Annotated in this window: 13 protein-coding genes; 8 read left to right on the top strand and 5 right to left on the bottom strand. The window is 39.8% G+C overall.

Translation table 11 applies throughout. From position 1 onward, the window contains the following. Nucleotides 1–3: 3 nt before the first annotated feature. The 4 genes from ACQY77_RS05390 to ACQY77_RS05375 are packed head-to-tail and all read left to right on the top strand — an operon-like array spanning nt 4 to nt 8,349. Nucleotides 4–1,812 carry a fasciclin domain-containing protein gene (locus ACQY77_RS05390; RefSeq protein WP_421939009.1) on the top strand — a complete coding sequence of 603 codons (1,809 nt, stop codon included), beginning with the start codon at nt 4–6 and terminating at the stop codon, nt 1,810–1,812. Nucleotides 1,813–1,872: 60 nt separating this feature from the next. Continuing rightward, the gene (locus ACQY77_RS05385) at nt 1,873–3,300 is read left to right on the top strand and encodes a fasciclin domain-containing protein (protein ID WP_421939010.1); all 1,428 of its coding nucleotides are present in this window, start codon (nt 1,873–1,875) and stop codon (nt 3,298–3,300) included. A gap of 27 nt (nt 3,301–3,327) precedes the next feature. After that, a complete protein-coding gene (locus ACQY77_RS05380; protein WP_421939011.1) occupies nt 3,328–6,579 on the top strand; it encodes a SusC/RagA family TonB-linked outer membrane protein in 3,252 nt (1,083 codons plus the stop codon). 6 nt (nt 6,580–6,585) lie between these two features. Continuing rightward, nucleotides 6,586–8,349 carry a RagB/SusD family protein gene (locus ACQY77_RS05375; RefSeq protein WP_421939012.1) on the top strand — a complete coding sequence of 588 codons (1,764 nt, stop codon included), beginning with the start codon at nt 6,586–6,588 and terminating at the stop codon, nt 8,347–8,349. A gap of 36 nt (nt 8,350–8,385) precedes the next feature. On the opposite strand, the gene ACQY77_RS05370 is transcribed toward ACQY77_RS05375, so the two are convergent. Both ACQY77_RS05370 and ACQY77_RS05365 read right to left on the bottom strand, forming a co-directional pair. Further along, nucleotides 8,386–9,162: an alpha/beta hydrolase gene (locus ACQY77_RS05370; protein WP_421939013.1), complete on the bottom strand. Its 777-nt coding sequence runs from the start codon at nt 9,160–9,162 to the stop codon at nt 8,386–8,388. Between the two features lie 428 nt (nt 9,163–9,590). Then, entirely contained in the window at nt 9,591–11,012 is a 1,422-nt protein-coding gene (locus ACQY77_RS05365; RefSeq protein WP_421939014.1) for a family 43 glycosylhydrolase, read from the bottom strand. 345 nt (nt 11,013–11,357) lie between these two features. On the opposite strand from ACQY77_RS05365, the gene ACQY77_RS05360 reads away from it, so the two are divergent. Genes ACQY77_RS05360 through ACQY77_RS05345 form a run of 4 tightly spaced genes read left to right on the top strand, consistent with a single transcriptional unit; the run spans nt 11,358 to nt 16,050 of the window. After that, nucleotides 11,358–12,383, top strand: coding sequence for a glycoside hydrolase family 43 protein (locus tag ACQY77_RS05360; protein ID WP_421939015.1), 1,026 nt, complete (start codon nt 11,358–11,360; stop codon nt 12,381–12,383). A 23-nt stretch (nt 12,384–12,406) separates the two neighbouring features. Continuing rightward, on the top strand, nt 12,407–13,753 hold the full coding sequence (locus ACQY77_RS05355) for a glycoside hydrolase family 27 protein (RefSeq protein ID WP_421939016.1): 1,347 nt from the start codon (nt 12,407–12,409) through the stop codon (nt 13,751–13,753). Between the two features lie 6 nt (nt 13,754–13,759). Continuing rightward, nucleotides 13,760–15,088, top strand: a complete 1,329-nt coding sequence (locus ACQY77_RS05350) for an immunoglobulin-like domain-containing protein (protein ID WP_421939017.1) — start codon at nt 13,760–13,762, stop codon at nt 15,086–15,088. Beyond that, nucleotides 15,088–16,050, top strand: a complete 963-nt coding sequence (locus ACQY77_RS05345; protein ID WP_421939018.1) for a family 43 glycosylhydrolase — start codon at nt 15,088–15,090, stop codon at nt 16,048–16,050. Before ACQY77_RS05350 ends, ACQY77_RS05345 begins: the two co-directional genes overlap by 1 nt. Nucleotides 16,051–16,160: 110 nt before the next feature. Here ACQY77_RS05345 and ACQY77_RS05340 read toward each other — a convergent pair whose 3' ends face one another. The 3 genes from ACQY77_RS05340 to ACQY77_RS05330 all read right to left on the bottom strand — a co-directional run bounded on the left by ACQY77_RS05340 (nt 16,161) and on the right by ACQY77_RS05330 (nt 23,293). Beyond that, nucleotides 16,161–17,828: a GH39 family glycosyl hydrolase gene (locus tag ACQY77_RS05340; protein WP_421939019.1), complete on the bottom strand. Its 1,668-nt coding sequence runs from the start codon at nt 17,826–17,828 to the stop codon at nt 16,161–16,163. A 244-nt stretch (nt 17,829–18,072) separates the two neighbouring features. Beyond that, nucleotides 18,073–21,030, bottom strand: a complete 2,958-nt coding sequence (locus tag ACQY77_RS05335) for a glycoside hydrolase family 2 protein (protein ID WP_421939020.1) — start codon at nt 21,028–21,030, stop codon at nt 18,073–18,075. Between the two features lie 262 nt (nt 21,031–21,292). Continuing rightward, nucleotides 21,293–23,293, bottom strand: coding sequence for a RagB/SusD family nutrient uptake outer membrane protein (locus tag ACQY77_RS05330; protein ID WP_421939021.1), 2,001 nt, complete (start codon nt 23,291–23,293; stop codon nt 21,293–21,295). Between the last annotated feature and the right edge of the window lie 16 nt (nt 23,294–23,309).

The raw sequence follows: 23,309 nt of genomic DNA, 5'->3' as shown, positions 1-23,309 counted from the left end.
AGCATGACAAAACTTAATTTAAATGTTCGCCAAATTATCATCATGGTGGTAATTGCAGCTTTTGCACTGGTGTTTATAAATGCTTGTAAAAGAGAAAACTACAGGGAATCGACAACCGATGATGTGAATATCACAGGTTATCTGGATCGCTTCCCTGAAAAATATTCAATGATGCGTGAAATCATAAACCGCTCTGGTACATCAGGATACTTAGGCGCTTATGGAAAGTATACCCTGTTTACGCCAACCAATACCGCAATAACCGATTGGTTAAAAGCCAAAGGCAAAGCAACGGTAGCAGATATGTCTGTAGAGGAATTAAAAGATGTGGTGAGGTTTCACTTACTTCCCGATACAGTTGCAACCAACAAATTTACCGATGGTAAATTACCCCAGCTTACTTTGTATGGGCAATACCTGCAAACCGGGATTGTCAATCAGAATGGAATAAGCAGTTACATCATTAATCGTTTGGCCGTAATAACCAAGTCAAATATCCGGGTTGGGAATGGAATTATCCATGAATTAGATCATGTCTTACTACCTGCTACGGTTACTTTAGCAAAAAGTGTAGAGGCCAATTCAAGGTATACTTATTTTGCCCAGGCATTAAAAGAAACTGGTTTTTACGATTCATTAAACGTTGCACAAGCAGCTGTTAAAGATACTACCCGTCGTTTTCAGACCTTAATTTTAGAATCAGATTCTGCACTAAAAGCTGCAGGATATGCCACATATTCAGCATTTAAGAGCAGGTATTCTAAAACCGGTGATCCAAAAAATCATGCAGATAGTTTATGGTTGTATATGGCCTATCACATTTCGACAGGGCCAAGCTATACGCCGGATATTATTACCTCACCAGCCATTTATACTTTGGCACCAAAAGAAATTATTACAACCAAGTTCTCCAGTCAGAAAATACTATTAAACGAAGATGAATTTAATGGTGTTGTAGAGCCAGGCGTTGAAATTAACAGAACTTTTAGTGATGTTACAGCTGCGAACGGTGTAATGCACGAGGTTAAAAAACCTTTTGCAATCAAAGTGAGGGTGCAATCTGCTGTTTTCTTTGATGTTGGAGACCAGCCAGAATTGAGGTCCAATCCAAAATGGAGGGGCGCTGCAGCAGCTACTATTCCTTTATATGCCAATGGTTTAAGTAATTTAAACGGATTGATCTTTAATGATCCATCCAAATTAACGCAGGCGCAAAACTATGAATGTGTAGTGGTGCCCAATGCCACGCGTAAATATAATTCTAATGATTTTCTGAACCTTTCAATGGGGGCAAATACCCAAAGGGCACAATGGATTGAGTTAAGAACACCAATGTTGGTTAAAGGAAAATATAAAGTGTGGATCTGCCACGCTCAAAATGGTAGTGCTCCGGTATTTCAAATAGGGGTTGATATTGGTAGGCCCGGTGAACAAACTTTGCCCAATCTGGTTGATTTCAGGCAATATCTAAGCTCTTCTGGTGTGGGGTCGAGCACAGCCGGTTTGGCTTCCGCCGATCCGCTGATGCTTACCAATGGTTTTAAACGCTACATGGCTACTACAAATGATTACGAAGGCACTTTACGCGGACAACAGCAGGTAAATACCTCTGGTTGGGATCAAATGGTAGGCAGGTTAGCCGGAACAGCTGATATCCAGACTACAGACAGACACTGGATTAGATTTACCATTGTTGGTGGTGGTAACTCCTCCAGCGTAACATGGTTAGACATGATCCATTTTATCCCTGTAGATGATGATCAGAATTACCCACGCTTTTCGGTTACTGGCGATAAATTTTTCAGACACTAACCCCATTTCCCGGGGGCAACTCCCGGGATGCTTTGTTTTAACCATTTAAGAATCGTTTAGATGAAAAAAAATATAATGAATGTCCTTGTAGCATTGGCGGCAATATTTGCCCTGAGTGCCTGTAAAAAAGCAATGGACGAACATGTAGCGCTTACCAATGTAGACAATACGGTAAACCTATACGAACAATTAAGTGCCCAGGCTAACCTGAGTAAATTTACTGCTTATGTAAAAAGTACCGGATACGATCAGCTTTTAAGCTCATCGCAAAATTATACGGTATGGGCTCCAACTAACGATGCGCTTGCAGGTTTAGATGCAGGCATTACCGGAGATGCAGCGAAACTTAAAGACTATGTGGCTAACCACATAGCTTTAACTACGTTTGTGGCATCTAAAGGTACCACCGATACCATTAAAGTTAATTTAATTAATAAAAAATATGCAATGGTTATCGGTGCCAAATTTGAAGAGGCCAATATTGTTGGTGCAGGTAAATTTGTTAAAAACGGTGCGCTATATACAATAGATCAGGCCGTGCCCACAAAATTAAACGTTTGGGAATATATGCTGGGTAGTACTGATGCAACACTCCAGACCAATTTCATTAGCAATATTTCTACGATGGTTATTGATTCGGCTAATGCTACAATTATTGGTTATAACAACAGTGGATCACCGATTTTTGCACCAAACCCACCAATGGTACTGCGAAATGCCTACTGGTCGTCGGTTGCTGATCTGAGAACTGAAAGTAAACAATATACTTTCTTTATGCTGCAGAATACAGCTTTTACAAGTGAAACCAATAAATTAACACCCTATTTTGCCGCGGCAGATAGATTTGCCCTGGTTAAAGATTTCACTGTTGCCGGAGCTTATGCATTAGATAAACTCCCAGATACTTTGGTTTCGGTTAGAGGAACTAAAATCCCGATAAGTAAATCGGCCATTGTAAAATCATATAAGGCCAGTAATGGAATTGTTTACGTTATGAGCGCTATTCCTTTCCGTTTGAAAGATAAAGTTCCCACTTTTAAAATAGAAGGTGAGCTTCCGTTCGGCTTCCGTTCGGATAAGAGTGGTAATACTTTTTATCGCTTAAAATTAGATGACAAAGGCATTCCATATCGCGATATAGAGGTTTATAATCATGCCGTTTCTGAATACTATATTGACTACATCAGGTCTGGCGTTCCTTTGGTAAAATATAAAGTATATGCCAGGGCCATTGCAGGGGCGCAAGGCGATTCGCAAACCGCTAGTTTTACCCAGCGATACTTTATCTATAACACAACTTCTTTGGCCTATACCTTGTTTGCTACGCAAACTGTGGCACCCTTAACTTATAGTGAAGTTTACCTGGGAGATTACACCCCTCAGCAATACGGTTTGTTGAATTTGCGACTTACATCAGCAGCCAGTACCGCTCAAAATGTTAATACGCTCATTTTAGATTATTTGAGATTTGAACCTATTCTTCCTTAATCGCATTAATCCAGCTAAAAAATAACTATGCATAATTTTACCCATATAAAAAGAATCCTTTCTCTGGTATTACTCGGGACTTTATTTTCTACTGCAGCATTAGCACAGCAAACAGATACAGCCGAGTATAGCACAGATACCACAACGGTAAAGGTTAAACAGAAGAAATTAGTTGGCCAACGCATTACCGGAGTAGTAATAGATGGTGCAAGCAATAAACCCCTTGTTGGTGTTAAGTTAACTGTTACCGATTTTTCGGGTACATTAACTGACGATAAAGGAAGGTTTGCTATCGTTGTTCCCGATTTTAATGCTACCCTTGTGGTTAGTTTTACCGGATACCATACCAAATTGCTGCCTGTTGTTCACAAAGGGAAAATGGCAACCATTAAAATTTATCCTGTAAGTTATATTTCACAATTTAATGAGGTCTTATTACCTAATGGTATACAAAATCAGGCCCGTTCTACTGCTGCAATCAGTTCAGTAAATCCGCTTGGGGGCTGGAACGTCAATTCTGAAACACCTGATGCCTTTTTACAAGGTAAAATGTCTGGTGTGAATGTAATCCGCCGTTCAGGGACACCAGGTGTTGGCGCTGATTTATTTGTTCGGGGCTTTACTTCTTTGTATGCCACCAACCAACCACTATATGTGGTTGATGGAATGATATTCGATGCCAATGCCTTCGGAACCTCATTAACATCAGGACACAGACGCAATCCACTCCAGTTTATTGATGTTAGGGATATTGAAAGCATTAACCTGATAAAAGATGCAGCTGCTGCGGCAGTATATGGTACCAAAGCTGCCAACGGGGTCATGATCATTACCACTAACCATGCACACGATTTAGCCACTCAAATAGATTTCTCTGCTTATGGAGGTTTCAATTTTGTTCCGCGCCAGATTCCGGTTATGAATGCTGCTGATTATAGAACTTATCTTTCTGATATTTTAAAAAGTCAGGGTTTAAGTAACAGTGCGATTGCAGATTTACCTTATATGAAAGATGATACGAATCCGGCTACTAACCCAACCTATTATCTATATCATCAAAATACCGATTGGCAGAAAGAGGTTTTTAAGAGAAGTTTTGACCAAAATTACTTTTTGAAAGTAACAGGTGGAGATAATATTGCCAAGTATGCCTTATCAGCAGGGTATTCCAGCGATAAGGGAATAACAGACTCTACGAACAACATTAAATATAACATGCGCTTTAACAGTGATTTAAACCTCACAAAGCGATTAACAGCCAATACCAATTTATCTTTCAGTTACAGTGAACAGCGGTTAAAAGATCAGGGCATTTCAAATAGTACCAACCCCTTATTCCTGGCTTTGGTTAAATCACCCTTCGTATCAAGGAATGAAATTAGCGCGAATGGAGCGGTTTCACCAAACTTATCTGATGCAGATACTTTGGGTGTAAGTAATCCGCGCGCTTTAATCGAAAAGGGCTTGAACCAACAAAAGGCTTATCGCTTTTTTGGTAACATTAATTTTGATTATGTTTTTAGTAAGAGCTTTAAGCTTTCTAATCTTACAGGAATAACCTACGATAAAACACAGGAAACCTTGTTTATCCCAAGGAAAGGTGTTACCAATATCCCTTTGCAAAATGCAATTGGCGATAGTAAATTGGGCTCACAGGTAATGCGTTATTTTAATATTTTTGATGATTTGCGTCTGAATTTCAATAAAACATTTTCCAAATATCACCAGCTGAATATGGCTTTAGGGGCACGATATAGCCAAAGTCAGGCCGAGCAGGATTATGCCATTGGATACAATTCTGCTACAGACGTATTAATCAGCATCGGCAACAGTTCTGCAGGATTAAGGTATTTTGGCGGCGATATTGGCAAATGGGCCTCTTTAAATACGTATTTAACTGCTGATTATAGTTTTAAAGATAAATACTACTTGAGTTTTGCCCTTGCTGCCGATGCCTCATCCCGTTTTGGCAAAAGAGACATTTCTTCTGCAATAAGATACGTAGGCGGTTATGGACTTAACTTAGCTGATGGTAAAACAGCTTTATTACCTGCCTTAAGTGCTGCCTGGATTCTTTCATCGGAAGATTTTATGAAGGATTTGAGCAGTGTTAGCTTATTGAAAATGCGCGCAAGCTATGGTTTGGTTGGTAATGATGATATCGGTAACTACAACAACAGGCAATATTATGTATCGCAAAATTTATTGGGACTTCAGGGACTGGTAAGAGGTAATATCGCTAATCCTAACATCCAATGGGAAAGTATTGCAAAGTTTAATTTTGGTGTAGATGCTTCCTTTTTTAATGAGCGTTTAAGCATCAGTGCCGATTATTTTAACCATACCACAAGCAAAATGCTGGCTTACATGGCAGTATCTTCAATAGGAGGGATCGATTCATATATCGATAATCAGGCCGGAATGCATACTTCCGGCGTAGATTTCAATCTGAATGCACGCTTATTGAACCAAAAATTTAAATGGGATTTAGGTGTAAACATTGGTACTTACAAGAATAAGGTAGATAAATTGCCAAATGGAAACGATATCTTAACCAATTTCGCCAACGGTACTTACCTCACCAGAATAGGCCAGACAGCAAATTTATTTTACGGACAACGTACTAATGGTGTTTACGCTACTGATGCTGAAGCTGCAGCTTCGGGTTTAACCATAGTAAATACAGCAGGACTTACTGTACCATTTAAAGGAGGTGATGTAAGGTTTGTTGATACCAATGGAGATAAAGTGATTAACGCTGCAGATCGTGTCGTTATTGGTGATCCTAATCCAGATTTATTTGGTAGCATTAGAAATAGTTTTGGTTACAAGAACTGGTCGCTCGATGTTTTAGTATCGTTTGTTGCCGGTAACGATCTGTATAACTATACCCGCTCAGTTTTAGAATCAGGGAATAGCTATTATAATCAAACCGATATTATGCGAAACAGATGGAAGGGAGAAGGCCAGATTACCAACGTTCCAAGGGCAAGCTATGGCGATCCGATGGGCAATGCCCAGTTCTCTGATCGTTGGATTGAAGATGGCTCATACCTGCGTTTGCGTACAGTGAACTTAACTTATAATATTCCTTTAAAGCTTAAATCTATAAAATATGCAAGGGTTTATGCTACAGCTAATAACCTGTTTACCTTAACCAATTATTTAGGGTATGACCCTGAGTTTAGTGCATCAGGAAGCATTTTTATGCAAGGTGCAGATACCACACTCGAACCACAGTTCAGATCTGTTCAGTTAGGGGTTAGAATTGGATTATAATTAATTATGAAGAAGATGAAGATTGATTTTAATAAAAAAATAACGGCCGTTTTATTGGTTGCAATTTTAGCAACAGGGTCATGGTCTTGCAAAAAAATTACCGATGAGGCACCTGAAGATAAGCTGGATATCAGCAATGCTTATCGTAACGCAGCAGATGCCGATGCTGCAGTAATTGGTATTTATGGCCAGTTTTTGGCCTTGCATAAAACCATTATTATTCAAAATGAGCTGCGGGCAGATTTGGTTGAGGTAACAGCCAATGCAGATCCGTATTTGAAGCAAATGGCTAATCATTCGGCAACAAAAGATAACCCATATGTTGATCCGAGGGCCTACTATAAGGTAATATTGAACTGTAATGATGCCCTTAAAAATTTTAAATTAATGGTTAATGATTTCAGAATGAGTGTTGACGATTATAACAAACACTATTCTGATATTGGTGCACTCCGAAGTTGGATTTACCTTCAGGTAGGGATCCAATACGGAAACATACCCTACATTACTGAGCCTGTAGAAAATGTAGAGGATGTTAAAAATTTAAGCCTCTATCCACGAATTTCCTTTGAAGAGTTGCTAAAAAACCTGATCGACTTTACAGAGAAACTCCCTTACAAAGAAGTTTACGCCTATCCCTCGGGTAATCCACTGGTAATTAATATTGATGGAAATAACACCCAAAAACTATTCATATGCAAGCCTTTTGTGCTTGGTGATTTGTATCTGTGGAATAACAACTATACCAAAGCAGCCGAGAACTATCAAAAGATTATGAATGTTGAAAATAACAATACCAATATTAACTATGCCTTTGATGCTTATAAAGTGGGTTATTATTTAAGTCCTTCTACTTATAATGATTTAGGAGTGCGTTACGGCCGTTCACAAGACGAGAATAGTTTATTAACTGAAACAGGTTGGAAGAGTATATTTTCGGCGCCTAATACAGCAAATGGCTGGAATATGGAATTTTTATGGGCCATCCCTTATCATGCCAACTATAAACCAGGAAATCCAATGATTGAATTGTGTTCCCAGTTATATGGAAAATATTTAATCAAACCCTCTCAACAAGCAATTGATAACTGGAATGCGCAAAGACAAAACAATGGTATCCCTTATGATGCCAGAGGTATATTGTCTTACGCCAAATCTGCAGCCGGACCTGTAATTACAAAATTAACCGATAACCTGGTACCAGCCACTAATTTTAACCAGGCTGGTAAATGGGGATTGTATCGTGCTGCTATGCTTCACCTTCGCTTTTCTGAAGCCGCTAATCGCGATGGTAGGGGTAAATTGGGATGGGCGCTGTTAAATATCGGTATTTTGAATACTTTTTATACCGGAACGAGATCGGGCGGTACTGCAGCTCCGGTATCATTCGCAGAGATCAATACCATGATGACCAATTATCCACCTCCGTATGATTTTGATGCGAGGTACAGCAGTGCAGATTACAGAAGTCCCTGGTATCGGAATACAGGAATCAGGAATAGGGCGAATGTTGCTGCCCTGGATGTGAACCTGCAAACAGATATGTTGGGTTTGGAAGGTAAACTCATCGATGAGGGAGCATTAGAACTGGCTTTTGAAGGAAGTCGCTGGCCTGATTTAGTACGGGTGGCCAGGAGACAGAATAATCCGGCATTTCTCGCAGAGAAAATTTACCAAAAACTTTTAAAAGATGGCGACCCTAATGCGGCAACCGCAAGGGCTAAACTCATGAATCCGGCAAACTGGTACCTGCCATTTGAGTGGAAGTAACAACATCAATAAAAAAAGGGACCATGGTCCCTTTTTTTATTGATTGATTTTTTCGTGCCATGCTAAAATGTAATCTGCAACTAATTCCCAACCCTTTTCACCACAAATGAAATGGCTTTTCCCTTCAAATATTTTTAAATCCACCTTACTGCCGCTATCGGTATATTTCCCTGCAATGGTTTGTGTAAGCTGAGGAGGGAAAATGTTGTCGCTACCACCCCCAATAAACAGAAGAGGTGCATGAGGCTTCTTAAAGTCGATATTAGAAAAACTATTTAACACAAGTTGACGACTAACCTTATAGCTTTCCGGAACAGCAAATTCGTTATAAAGTTTATTTCGTTCTCCTTCAGGAGTAGTATTGAAAAATGCATAATCATACCATTTATGGCTACCCATAAAGTACTTGCTAAAAGAAAAGAAACCAAAAGCGGGGATAACCGTTTTAAGAGTCTGAAAGGGTGGGAAAACATTTTTTGGAGGTGCACCGTCAATGCTTACTCCGGCAACTGCCTTTCCCATTTCTACTAATTTCATTACGGCCATACCAGCCATGGAATGCCCAATAATGAGCGGTTTTTCGGGTAGGGTATCAATCAATTTACTAATGTTATCCACTACATCAATAAATCCGGTTTGGATAAGATCGGGATGTGGACTAGTTCTGAGTTGGGTTGGATCGCCATCATGTCCGGGATTTGCGGGCGTGTAAACCTGATAACCTTTTTGTTCATAGTAGCGTTTCCATGCTGTCCAGGTTAAATTGTTTACAAAATTGCCATGAATGAGGATGATAGTTTTTGACTTTTCCATTCTTTTTAGGGGTTAAATGTATGGTTTTAGGGTAGTCCAGATCATCAGGTGTTTCTGATGCGCTTACCGGTAAGTCAGCGTGCTTAAATATAATAAAAAAAAGATTTATTATTTTGTAACTATCATGAATACAGTATTTTGTGATTAATGGTCCGTGGCTCAGGGACCATAAAAAAGCTTAATAAACATTGTTGAGTTTGATATGTATTGTTTGTGTTTCGTGCGCCACGAACCACGGATCGGTAGATTTATTTCCTTACCATTAACTTATCTACACCATGGTCCGTGGCTCAGGGACCATAAAAAGCTTAATGACAGCATTGAATTTGATATGTATTGTTTGTGTTTCGTGCGTCACGAATCACGGATTGTTGAGTTTGATATGTATTGTTTGTGTTTCGTGCGCCATGAACCATGGATTGGTATATTTATTTCCTTACTATTAGCTTATCTATTGTAATCGTATTCGCAGTACTACCATAATTTGATTTTCTTTTATCAGACCAGTTTGGTCGTTCACCGGCAACAAATACCCTTAAAGTGTAATCATTGTGTGGTAAAATAGGACTGAGGTATACCAAACCAATTTTGGGCGTTTTGCTGTAGAGGTCTACTAAGTTCTGGTTGATGAGTTTCCCTTTTTTATTTTGAAGGACGATCTTCGCATACCCATTATCTGGCAATGCCAAAGTGTATAAACCAATCTGTTTTCCACGAAAAGTATAACTGAATGAATCGTTTTTGTCAGTAGCCCTGCTTATGGAGGTCGTATCAGAAACATGCAACCATTTACCTTTGTAATGAATACTTTTATTTGAATTTTCAATCACTTTGAAGTTGCCTTTAAATTGTGTCTTTTCTCCCGTGCTGGTATTCACTTGCCAGGCTTGCATGTACTCAGGAATAGATATGGCTGTGCCCAATATGTTTAAAGGCTGCCAAACATAGGTTGCAGCAGATAATTGCCTTGGGTATGACCATCTATCGCCCATAAATATAAAAGTAGTGTCTTTAGTACCCTCAACAGGCAATACAAAAGTTGTTTGCGAGTTCCAGGTTAAGCTGCCTTTAGGCGCAAATAAACCCTGAGCAGTCCATGGGCCACTTAAGGAACTGGCGGTATAATAATAATTATCATTCTTTTCCCAACTGGTGAGGTTAGAACCAATGAAATAATATATATTTCCTTTCCTGAACAAGGTTGGTGATTCGAAGCCAGAAGTGAGTTGCTTATTGGTTTCGGCTACGATAGATTGATAATCATCAGCCAATTGGTGAATTACACCTCCATGAGTGAGGATATAACCCTTACCATCCTGATCCTGAAAAGTGCCCATGTCCCATTTTTTGATAGGCTTACCGTTAAACAAAATCGGGCCTTTAAATTGATAGGGGCCGGTAATGTTTTTCGAAATAGCGTATCCCACAAACTGATCCTTATAGCCCAAAGTATCTGCGTGCATATACATAAAGTATTCACCAGATGTTGGATTTTTCATCACCTTAACCCTTTCGCCAACCCGATTCGGGCCTAACTTTCCAGCCGGTTGGAGTGGTAAAGCAATACTTTCAAACTTCCAGTTGTACAAGTCGGTCGAGGAGTAACAGTTAAACCCCGCAAAAGCATTGCTCGTATCGCTGTGCGCTTCTCCGAAAAGATAATATTTACCATTATCTCTGATGATATTTGCACCATGAGCACTCACTACATTTCCATTTTGATCGTACCAGGGAACACCAGAATAAATAGCATCTGTTTTGCCAGCTTGTTGAGCTACGCAAACAGCAGAGTTAAGAATAAAGAAATATATAAAGCCTGTAAAAAGTTTGGTGCAAAACTGGTTAAGCATGATCGGATACTTGGTTATCTCAAATATAAGCCATTGCAATTTTAGGTGCATCCTGTACTCACATGTCCCATGGTTCATAACCTGCTTACCATTAAATAAAGTTCGGTCAGCGCTACTAACAATTTAACTTATCTACTCATTATTGTTTTTTTCCGTGCATAACTGAACACGGAATGAAATCATTGTAATTTAAGTGCATCCTGTACTCCGATGGACAGTCTTAAAAAAGACTTTTAAATAATCGTTGTTTTAACGTTTATTTTTTTATTTTTGATTTAACCAAATATGATCCCTGCAATGAAATTGAGCAGCATACCTTTGTTTTGTTTATTCCTTTTTGCTTTAATGCTGCAGATTTCTGGTAGCGCAAAAGCTCAAAAAAGGATTAAAATCGATGCTGAAAGAGACATGTCGGCGTATCTGATGGTTTATTTTAAAGACGATACACATGGGTTGTATATGGCCTTAAGCCAGGATGGATATAGCTTTACCGATGTAAACAATGCTAAACCTATTATAGCCGGAGACACCATTGCTGAGCAAAAAGGTATTCGCGATCCATACATTTATCGTGCCCCGGACGGGATGTTTTACCTGGCTTTAACAGATCTTCATATTTATGCACAAAAGGCTGGCTATCGGAATACAGAATGGGAACGAGATGGTAAGCAGTTTGGTTGGGGAAATAACCGTGGTATTGTTTTAATGAAGTCGGCCGATTTGATTAACTGGTCTCACCAGGTGCTGAGAGTAGATAAGGCCTTTCCGGAGCTGGCTAATATTGGTTGTGCCTGGGCACCGGAAATGATATATGATGAGGCGAAGCAGAAAACCATGCTTTACTTTTCTATGCGATTCGGAGCGGGCAAAGAAAAAGTTTATTATACCTATCTGAGTGATGATTGTAGTAAAATGGAAACATTGCCCAAGCCGCTGTTCGAATACCCTAAAGATGTGGCATACATCGATGCAGATATCACCAGAGTAGGCCACAAATACCATATGTTTTATGCCTCACATGACGGCACATCAGGCATAAAACAAGCTGTTTCAGATTCGGTGAATGCCGGATATCAGTACGATCCGAAATGGTATGACCCCGAGCCTGCAGGCTGTGAAGCCCCAACCGTATACAAGCGTATCGGAGAGAACAAGTGGGTGCTCATTTATGATATTTACCGCATCAATCCACATAATTTTGGTTTCAGTGAAACCAGCGATTTTGTCAATTTCAAAAACTTAGGCCGCTTTAATGAGGGTATAATGAAATCCACAAATTTTACAGTGCCGAAACACCCTGCAGTAATCCAGATTACCCGTAAAGAGGCCCGAAGACTGGCCAAAAGATGGAAATTAAATATGAAATTTTAAATGCTTTATTGAGCTGATTAGATATGTTAAAAAAAACCTTAACCCTTTTATTTGTTTGTGGTTTAACTTCGTTTACCCAAGCACAAACCAATTCGTCCTTTAAAAATTGGGCGCAAACACCTCCCATGGGCTGGAACAGCTGGGATTGTTATGGCTCTACCGTAACAGAAGCTGAAGTCAAAACAAATGCAGATTACATGGCTGCCAAATTAAAAAAAGTAGGTTGGGAGTATGTGGTAGTTGATATTCGCTGGTTTGTTGAAAATGATAAGGCCGGCGGCTATAACCAAACAGATCCGCGTTATGTGATGGATGAGTATGGCAGATATCTACCTTACGATGGTCGTTTTCCATCAGCCGCAGGCGGTAAAGGTTTTAAGGCCTTAGCAGATTATGTTCATAGCAAAGGTCTGAAGTTTGGAATCCACATTATGCGTGGCATTCCGGTAGAAGCTGTAAAACGCAAATTGCCTGTTAAAGGAACTCAAGGCATTACTGCCGATCAGATTTATACTACGGATTTGCAATGCAAATGGTTGAGGGATAACTATACCATTCTGGCAGATAAACCTGGTGCACAGGAGTATTACAATTCAATTTTAGAATTATATGCTTCATGGGGTGTAGACTTTATTAAAGTAGATGATTTATCCAGGCCTTACCATAAAGGAGAAATAGAACTGATCCGGAAGGCTATTGATCGAACGGGCAGAAAAATTATTTTAAGTACCTCTCCCGGAGAAACCCCGGTACAAGAAGCGAATCATGTTAAAGAACATGCCAATATGTGGCGAATGGTAGATGATGTATGGGATGTTTGGAAGGATTTAGTTCATTTAATGGATGTGGCTCAGGGCTGGTATGCTTACACAGCCCCAGGAACCTGGCCAGATTGTGATATGATTCCCCTGGGCAGAATAGCCATCCGCGGAGAACGTGGAAAAGACCGCATGACACGTTTAACAAAAGACGAACAGGTGTCGCTGATGACATTCTTTACCATTTTCAGATCTCCATTAATGTTCGGAGGAGATCTTCCTTCTAATGATGCATTTACCTTATCACTGCTTAACAACAAAGACATTTTAAAAATGCACAGGGATGGGACAGAGGTACGTCAAATATTTAATGAAAACGGAAAAGTGGCAGTCACTTCGCGTAACAGCAAAACTGGCGAGCGTTACCTCGCTTTATTCAACATAGGTGATAAGGATGTAGCAACCGTATCGGTTAATTTGAAAGATTTGGGTATTGGCGATCAATACAAAATTAAAAACCTGTGGACAGGCGAAACCCTGAAAGGCAGCGGTGCTACTTTTTCTAAACAGCTTGCGCCACATGCTAGCTTGGTATTTAGCATTAAAGATTAATAAATTATGATTAAGCACCATTTATCCTGGCTTTTAGCAGTGCTGATGCTTTTTGGAGCGGCAAATTTACAAGCCCAGACCAAAAGTTTGGTGAATAACGATGAAGGGAAAATTGCAGTCGATGCAGAAGCACTGAAAATACCAGAGGCATTTGCTAAAAATCTGCATTGGAATTTAATTTTAGCAGCTAGGGGTAAAAATGGTTCAGTAATTAACTGGAAGTCAGGCAATCCTGAATATATTTCAAATGATGGGATATTGAAGAAAAGCTCACCACGGACAGGAAAAAAGGTTAAAGTAATGATGACTGCCCTGCTGTCATTAGGGAAAGCTAAGCTTAAAAAAACATTTAATGTTTTGGTCGCTTATCAGGAGCAGCCATTAGCTGGTTATTTGTTCACTTATTTTGAAGGCTCTGGGCCGAGAGAAATGGATGAGCAGTTGAGATTTGGTGTAAGTGCCGATGCCATCAATTGGTTTGCACTGAATAAAAATCAACCTATAATTGCTTCAGACAAAATATCAGGAACAGGGGGCATTAGAGATCCACATATTTTGCGGGGAGAGGATGAAAAAAGTTTTTATCTGGTTGCTACTGATATGAGTACAGCAAAAAATGGTTGGGGGCATAATCCAGGTATTGTGATGCTTAAATCTACAAATCTGACCGATTGGAAACATGCTTTTGTTGACCTTGAAAAAAGGTATCCTTCAAAATTTAAAAATGTGCAATGGGTATGGGCGCCGCAAACCATTTACGATCCGGCTGTAGGAAAATACCTGGTTTATTTTACAGTGAAATTTAAAGATGATGCTAAACTCGATTTCTACTCGGCATATTCAAATCCTGATTTTAGTGGTTTTGAAAATGAACCTACTTTAATGTTTAGTCCAAAATATGGTGCAATTGATGGAGATATTATCTATAAAGATGGTACTTACCACTTCTTTCTTAAGGGCAATACAAAGGATGAAAAAGGAAAAGAATTTGCAAATGGAATCAGGCAGGCAACCGCTAAAACCCTGGCCGGCCCCTGGGAAGAAGATTTTAATTACCTGGATGCTTACTCGGTAAAAAAAATAGTAGTGGAAGGATCGAGTGTTTTTAAACTCAATAATACTTCTACTTATGTGCTGATGTACGATTTGTATACCAGTCAGCGCTACGAATTTCAACGCAGTGAAGATTTGTATAACTTTACCACTACGCCAGAGTCTTTTACTAAGAATTTTTACCCCCGACATGGAAGTGTAATCGGGATCACATGGGAAGAGGCTCAGCGTTTAAATGATAAATGGGGAGGTGCTCCTGAAATTTTATTGAAAAAACCATAATGGAGATGATAAAAAATACCTTATTGATACTTTTGAGTACAGCCTTTTTTTCGATTAATGCTGTTGCCCAAACGGATACTTTACATGCGCCGGCAGCTGTTCTGCCAAATGTGTATGCCGATCCGCATATTGCCGCATTTGGAAACAAATTTTACATTTACCCCACCACAGATGGCTCAGAGGGATGGAATTCAAGCAGTTTTACGGCCTGGTCTTCCAAAGATCTGGTGAAATGGAAGTATGAAAAAGTAATTTTAGATTTACCGAGAGACCTTAGCTGGGCTAAAGCGAGGGCCTGGGCGCCAGCCATTGCTTATAAAAATGGTAAATACTATTATTACTTCAGCGCCGATGTAAACATTGGCGTAGCTGTTTCAGATAAGCCCGTAGGTCCTTTTAAGGATGCACTGGGCAAACCTTTAATTAAAAAAGGAATGTTGAAAGGGCAAATGATTGATCCCATGGTTTTTATAGATGATGATGGTGCAGCTTATTTATACTTCGGACAGGGAAATTGCAATATTGTAAAGCTTGGGGACGATATGATTTCTTTCGATAGCACCAAAGTCGTTACTTTTAAACCTAAAGGATATAACGAAGGCTCGTTTGTTTTTAAGAGGAAAGGTACTTATTACCTGATGTGGTCAGAGTTTGACACCCGCGACCCACGATATTCGGTTGCTTATGCCACCTCAAAATCTCCTCTGGGCCCATTTGTTAAAGCAGAAAACAAGCCTGTTTTAAAAGGCAAAGGGGTAGTAAAGGGCGCTGGTCATCACGCTGTTGTTCAGGTTCCGGGAACCGATGACTGGTATATCGCTTACCACAGGTTTAAAATTCCTGGCGGTAATGGTTATAACCGTGAAACCTGTATTTCTCCTATGCGGTTTGACGATCAGGGAAATATCTTGCCTGTTGATGTTTTCGAGAAACTAAAACCGGTTAGGATTAAGGGATTGTAACACACTCCCGCCTTTGCGGGAATGTCCATTTATTTTTCTTCATCCTGCTTTGTTTGTACTGTGCTTTTTTTTGTGTTCCAGGGGTTAAATACCCAAACAACTTCCTTTCGTTAATCTATCTTCAACAACGAAATACCCTGCCTGGCCAACTCAAATTTAAACGGACCAGCCTGCGGATTGAATTTAACAGGATGGCCTACCATTTTCAGTTCACTTGATTTTTCCAATTGAGCAATCTGAGCAGCAGTAGGTTGTTGTGGTGAGCCCATCTTTTTCCAGGTTTCATAAGCGTTGCTGTACTGATCATCAATACGGTAATGTGTTATCATTACTTCTTTTTTTGTCAGGCCCCTTAAAGAGACAAAAACACTATCTGATGCCCCTTTCTTATCTTCATCATGATAATTCCAAATTAACACTGTTGCATTTTTTTCAGACCTTGCGGCTAAAACACCAATATCAGGTACTGGCTTTCGGATACTCGAATCCAATACCGATTTTAAAGGATACATGAGATTGCTCTTTACTTCAACGCGATCTCCTTTCATCACTGCGAACATCTTAAAAACATTTAAAACAGGCTTGTTCACACCGTTGGTGGCCAAATCTCTGAAGCCGGCAAACCAGGGTTGGTTTTCAAATTCGAAAGACCAGGATACAGCTCCCAAAAGATTGATGTTGTATAGGTCTGTAAGTTCATACAAACGCGCAAACGAAGCTGCGGTATAGCTCGAGTACATGGTTCCGTTTCTGTAAGCGTTTTCAGGATTGGTAGACATACCGCATGCAGCACATCCCTCAGGATCAAATTCACCAATAATGACCGGAATATTTTTGAGCTGAGGAAATTTGTTAATGACTTTATAATTGGCTTCTACATTTCTAAGTTCGGTGCTGATATTCATTACCACCGTTCCGTTTACAACTTTGGGCGAACCCTTGGCATGGAACAAAACCGCATCCAGTGGCGAGCCAATTTTACCTGTTACATAGTTGGTATCTTTTAAACAATGGTTGAGGAAAGCCTCCAGGTATTTACTTCCTCCGCCAGTAACATTTGCCCCACCAATTTTAGCAGTAGGAAGTGCCCTTTTCACACCATCGGCAGCATAATCGTATAACTTGAAAAAATCGGCACGCGTACTTTTCCAATATGCCCCATCAGGCTCATTCCATACTTCCCAATACCAGCTTTCAACCTCTTTTTTGCCATATCGTTCTACACAATGCTTTACCCACTCATAAGCTAAATCCCCCCATTTCTGGTAATCTTTGGGTGGATAGGCCCAACCGGTTAATATTTCCTCATATCGGGCGCCGGGTTTCCATTGGTGTTGATAGGGGATGGGTTTGACAGATAAAGCCTCGGGCATAAAGCCAATTTGCGCTAAAGGCTTCATTCCCTGTTTAACATAAGTATCAAAAATGCGGTCAACAATAGTCCAGTTATAAATTGGATTGCCTTTAGCATCTTCAGTATAGGCATTGGTAGAACCCCATTTTAAGGCGGGCTTGCCATCGCCAGAGGTGAGCAGGTTATGCGCCCTTACATAGACAGGAACCGGACTAAGCTTAGCAATGTCGGTCAACAATTTTTGCCCGTCTTTCATGTAGGTATAATTGGGCTCATCGTACCCAAACCAGGCCCAAATGGGTTTCATTGGCGCAATGGACTTACTGAAGTTAACCTCAATGGATGCCTTATTTTGCGTGTAAGCAACCTGAATTGCTGCCAATAACAACAATGGGATCAGACTGATTTTAGCTGCTGTTTTCATATTAAATGTTTTTTATTGCAGAGAAATCTGTTCATTCATCCTGCTAATTGATAATCACTAGTTGCTTCTTGCTTCCTGCAACTTACTTCTTGCTTCCTGCAACTTACTTCTTGATACTTGCTACTTAAATCTTGCTACCTTATACTTTTAATTCTTAAATCTTGCTACTTGGTTCTTACTACTTGCTACTTGCTTCTTGAATCTTTCTTCTTACCACCCCATACCAACATATTGATACTGAGCGTTATGGTAATGTATAAATTTCCGTCTCAATAATACTCAAACCACCCTTAGATTTTGTTTCAGCCCTTTCAATACCATCATCTAATTTTTTCCCGTTCACCTCTACACCAATTTTGGAATTGTCTGTGTCTTTACCTGAGCCCATTAATTGAATGGTTACTGTTTTTCCTTTAGTTGGTTTACATATGGCCGTAAAATAGCCTAAACTGGGTACTGTATTTCCTTTAAAAACTTCCTTCCCATCTACCAGGATGCGCAAAGGATAAACTTTAGTTCTAAAGCCATTTACTTTTAGCGCTACCTGATTAACCGTTGTTTCCTGTGCCAGCTCGTACTTAATCCAGGCGGTATTTAAGTTTCCATCATTTACCCAGTCGCTCAGTTCATTATCATCGAAACTCATCTTCGCTTTGTCGCTATTCGCTCCGGCTGATGCATTTACAATTTGAACAGCTTTTCTGCTGATGCGATAAGTAGCTGTAACAGGGCTTGCACCTCTGCTTAAATTTGATTTTAAGCCATCTGCAGGAAACTGATTAGATAATCCATTTTCAACACTTACCGGAGACGTTTCAAGTACCAATGAAGCAGATTTTAAGCCATCAGCCTTTGCTGTAACATTGATTTTGCCTGCTGTGGTTGTAGATCTGATTAATACCCTGTTTATACCACCTTCTACAGGTAACTGCTTAGATAAGATGTAATTATCCGGTCCCTGAGCAATACCACCACGCCATTCTGCCGGACCAGTTAGCTCAAAATTAATGGTATTTAAAGCGATCGGATTGCGGTTCCCTGCGGCATCCACAACTTCTACCTGAACTAATGCTAGGTCAGCACCATCCGCTTTAAATCCTGCTGGATTTTGAATTTTGGTTAATTTAATACCTACAGGTTCAGCTGCTGTTTTTAATTGAGCTTCTGCCAATTTTGTTCCTTTGCTATCGTAAGAAACAGCTTTAATTGTACCCGGTTGATAAGTTACGTTTTTAAAAGTGTAAAGGAAACCGTTACTCTTCTCCCCGAAGCCTAGTGATTTTCCGTTTAAAAATAATTCAGCCTTATCGCCGGCAGCAATGACATAAATATTCTTTTTAGTTCCGGTTTTGTAATTCCAGTGACCAATTAAATGGATTCCTGTTTTCCTGGTATCAACCCATCCATCCCACATCACTTGATGTGCATAAAAGCCATCTTTCGGAATTCGCATGGCATCTACTTCACCACTTCTACGGTAATTTTCTTCACCCCGGTGGTGGGTGTTGGAGTCGGAGAAGATAATGTTTACACCCCCAGAGCTTACCCGTTTGCCAGTACCTGGCCGTTCTACATAGTACTCATTCCACCGGATTACATTTTCAATAGCGTGGGTGTCCTGATTTCGGTTATAAATGCTGGCATCGGCTCCATTGTGTAAGGGGCCTGCACCATTAATGTGGTAAGGAGGAGAGTATTCATCCCAGTATTTTCTCAAACCTTCATCTCTGGAATATTCCATAGACCATAGCGGTTTGGTAGCACTCTTATTAATGTATAGCATTTCGCCACCATATTCGGCAGAAGGGATGTCTAACATCTCTCTTGAGCCTATTGCTCTACCTCCATTGGGGTCATATTGATCTCTGATGGCTTTCATTTCAGCCATGTGCTCTGCGCTTATGGATTCATTTCCGCACTCATAAAAAAGAATGCTGGGGTTATTCCTGTTGTAAATAATGGCATCTGTCATTACTGATTTGCGTTGTTCCCATCGGGTACCGGTTACATCTTTTTCTGCATCGCCCGCTGGCATGGCCTGAATCAGGCCCACCCTGTCACACGATTCGATATCTTGTTTCCATGGGGTGATGTGCATCCAACGAACTAAATTGGCATTACTTTCTACCATGAGTTGGTTACTGTAATCGCTTAACCAGGCCGGAACGGATAAGCCAACAGCAGGCCATTCGTTACTGGTGCGCTGCGCATAACCTTTCATCATTAGCACACGGTCGTTTAAATAGACCATCCCGTCCTTAAATTCTGCTTTTCTGAAGCCTGTCTTTGTGCTTACAGCATCTACAGTATGGCCATTTACTTTTAAGCGGGAAGTTACGGTATAGAGGTAACCATAACCCCAGCTCCAGAAATTTAAACCATTAACAAGTGATTCCGATTTGAGTTGAGCAGTTGCACCTGCTGCAACGTTTTGAGGAGCAGAACTGTAGGTTTTAATAATTTTTCCATCCGCATCTTTTATTTCTACCTCATATTGCACAGATTGATTTTCGTTGGTTTCGTTCTTTACCTCGGATTCTGATACAATAACAGCGCTTTTGCCTGTAATATTGAAGTTTTTAGCATAAATATAGTTTCCTGTGGTTTTTAAAAAAGAATTGAGCGGTAAGGTTTGATAAAGCTTGCCTGTAACATGCAAACGCACGTTTTTAGAAATACCACCATAGTTGGCATTAAAGTTTTTATCACTCCACTGGTAGCCCGAATTGGTTGCTTTTTCACGATAGTTCCAGGCATTATCAATTCTAACGGCTAATACATTTTCCTGATCGGGTACAATGAATTCGCTGATGTCAAAGCCAAAAGCCATTACGCCATTTTCATGTCGGCCAATAAATTTACCATTGAGATAAAATTCTCCAGCCTGCCTAACTCCTTCAAATTCTAAGAATATTTTTTTACCTGCTGATGCGACAGGAAGTTTGAAGTGCTTTCTATACCAGGAAATTCCTGTTGATAGGTTTTCGATAGATTTTTTAAAGGCTTCGTCCTCATTCCAGGCGTGTGGAAGGGTGATAGATTTCCAGTCCTTATCATCGAAAGCGGTTTGTTCTGCACCCGGAATATCACCAACATATAATTTCCAGCCGGGGTTGAAATTGTATGCGTTTCGTTGGTTTTGAGCAAAACTCCGGATTCCTATTATGGATAGGCAAAAAAGTACAAATAGCTTGTGCTTCATGAGAATAGTTTACAATTTGGTTAGGGTTATCAAGCTAAAGATACCTTTGGCAAGTTGTAAGGGCAACCTGTACTATCCTGTGTGTATTGTAAGTTTTTTGAGATAAAGCAAGGGAGGATATCTGTGCAGATATCCTCCCTTGCTTTATTAGTCATTAGTCATTAGTCATTAGTCATTAGCCATTAGTTATTGGTCAATAGCCATTAGTAAACTATAACAATTAACTCATGACTTCAAACTGTCGACTCCCGACTTTAAAAGATTACCATCCTGGATTCTGCATGGCTTGTTTTTCTGCCGGTGTTAAGGCTTGTCCACCATTTTTAATTACATCCAAGAAATTTTGAGGAATTGGGCGTAAATAATGTTTATTTTCAGCTGGCTTAGCCTCATCATTAAATGCAGCTGTGCGGGCTACCAAAGTTTTCGTTCTGGCTAAATCTTCCCACCTCATCAATTCACCCATCAATTCTCTCGATCGCTCATTTAAAATATAGGCAATAAATTTATCAGTGTTAGAACTTGCCCCAATTTTGTCGTAAAAATCTTTGTTGGAATTGAAAATATCAGCTTCGCTGTTTAAATGTAATGCTGATAATGTACTCACTGTAGTCACAGGAATATTATTTGATTCAAAATAACTGTTTTTATCTGAATATGATACAAATGCGGCAGTATTAGCTGCGGCGTTATTTTTATATGCAGCACCACCATCTACATAACTTTCTCTATTTTCTCCCTCTTTGTAAGCTGCGCGATCTCTAACTTTATTTAAGTAAGGAATTGCTTGAGCAAATTGCCCCATTCTTCCATAGGCTTCGGCTGCAATAAGATAAGTTTCTGCAAGTCTGGCTAAAATACCATCGCGTTGACCAAATTGAGACGGTACGGCATTCCTTGAGCCATCTATAAACTTAGATAGGGCTACGAATTGACTCACACCAAAATTTCCATGACCACCTAAGTAATTTTGAGCTTGCCCGGCGAAGTACCTTACATACATGCTAGGTTTTCTTCTGGCTATATCTGTTGGTAAAGCAGGGTTAGCATTAGCTACCGCTGGGGTATATCTGGTATCACCCGCATTGTTGATAATATATAAAATAGATTCCTCTCCTCCAACAAACTTAACTTTTCCAACTAAATCGGGAGTGGGTGCTGTACCTGCTGTCCATACAGGAGCATTAGCGGGTCTGTTACATAAATAGCGGGTTTTAAAACTCTTCCAGAATCTCGAATCATTTACACGGTCGAAAACATCAAGTGCATAATCTGTTGATCTTAGACGTTGAAATTCTCGGTCACCTGGGATATCTCTTTGCATACCCGGCAAATTTTGATAAACTGAGGGATAATATAAATGGATTTGGTTGCCATATCTACCCTGTGTTGCCGTATTGTTTGAGAATTGGGCAGCCAAAATCACTTCTTTATTGGTTTCGTTAGGGCCATCAACAGTAGTGAAATTCCACAAATCACTAAAATTGGTTGCTAAAGTATGCGCACCGCTATTAATTACCAAATCAGCGTATTTTACTGCATTTTGAAGATCTGCCGTCTTGGTCTCTGTATTCCAGCTATTGTTGATTTCACTTGCACGGAATAAATAGGCTTTAGCCAAAAAATGTGCCGCTGCCCATTTGGTAATTCTTCCGGTTTCTGCCGCAGTTGGAGGAAGTAGATCATAAGCTTTAAGGAAATCGCTGATTACGAGATCATAAACTTCTTTTGCACTACTTCTGGTAAATTCTTCCTGAATAGTTTCTGATGGCTCAAGTTTAATCGGTACACCACCAAATTGTTTTACCAGTTTAAAGTAATCGAAGGCGCGCATGAAGTAACCTTCACCCAGACGGATATTTTTGTTTCCACCTTCATAGTATACCGGAACATTCTTGATTACGATGTTAGCCGAGTTTATATTCGCATACATATTATCCCACACTGAGGATATATCTCCTGAAAAGGAGTTAAAACTTCCATCGTAAGAATTATACATTTGTTCTGTCCGATCACCGCCAACGGTGAATTCATCTACTCCGTAATTCGTGGTAGTATAAGCCCATGTATAATTGAAATGAAACTTTAAACTTTGGTACATTCCAACAACCAAACCATCTAATCCATCAGTTTTTTGAAAATCGGCTGTTGTACGTGCATTTATAACTTCTTCTTGCAAGAAGCTCTTTTTACATGAGGTAGGGATAATAATCATTCCACTTACTAATGCAACGCACGATAATATATTTATAATCTTTTTCATGATCAATTTCTTTTAA

This window comes from Pedobacter sp., assembly GCF_965279535.1.
GTDB lineage: Bacteria > Bacteroidota > Bacteroidia > Sphingobacteriales > Sphingobacteriaceae > Pedobacter.
This window is presented reverse-complemented; position numbering and strand designations above follow the sequence as displayed.

Excerpts from the sequence above, each read along its gene's own strand:
- ACQY77_RS05375 (WP_421939012.1), top strand. The coding sequence starts at position 6,586 with ATGAAGAAGATGAAGATTGATTTTAATAAAAAAATAACGGCCGTTTTA.
- ACQY77_RS05335 (WP_421939020.1), bottom strand. The coding sequence starts at position 21,030 with ATGAAGCACAAGCTATTTGTACTTTTTTGCCTATCCATAATAGGAATC.
- ACQY77_RS05370 (WP_421939013.1), bottom strand. The coding sequence starts at position 9,162 with ATGGAAAAGTCAAAAACTATCATCCTCATTCATGGCAATTTTGTAAAC.
- ACQY77_RS05350 (WP_421939017.1), top strand. The coding sequence starts at position 13,760 with ATGATTAAGCACCATTTATCCTGGCTTTTAGCAGTGCTGATGCTTTTT.
- ACQY77_RS05380 (WP_421939011.1), top strand. The coding sequence starts at position 3,328 with ATGCATAATTTTACCCATATAAAAAGAATCCTTTCTCTGGTATTACTC.
- ACQY77_RS05355 (WP_421939016.1), top strand. The coding sequence starts at position 12,407 with ATGTTAAAAAAAACCTTAACCCTTTTATTTGTTTGTGGTTTAACTTCG.
- ACQY77_RS05365 (WP_421939014.1), bottom strand. The coding sequence starts at position 11,012 with ATGCTTAACCAGTTTTGCACCAAACTTTTTACAGGCTTTATATATTTC.
- ACQY77_RS05330 (WP_421939021.1), bottom strand. The coding sequence starts at position 23,293 with ATGAAAAAGATTATAAATATATTATCGTGCGTTGCATTAGTAAGTGGA.
- ACQY77_RS05360 (WP_421939015.1), top strand. The coding sequence starts at position 11,358 with ATGCTGCAGATTTCTGGTAGCGCAAAAGCTCAAAAAAGGATTAAAATC.
- ACQY77_RS05340 (WP_421939019.1), bottom strand. The coding sequence starts at position 17,828 with ATGAAAACAGCAGCTAAAATCAGTCTGATCCCATTGTTGTTATTGGCA.
- ACQY77_RS05390 (WP_421939009.1), top strand. The coding sequence starts at position 4 with ATGACAAAACTTAATTTAAATGTTCGCCAAATTATCATCATGGTGGTA.
- ACQY77_RS05345 (WP_421939018.1), top strand. The coding sequence starts at position 15,088 with ATGGAGATGATAAAAAATACCTTATTGATACTTTTGAGTACAGCCTTT.
- ACQY77_RS05385 (WP_421939010.1), top strand. The coding sequence starts at position 1,873 with ATGAAAAAAAATATAATGAATGTCCTTGTAGCATTGGCGGCAATATTT.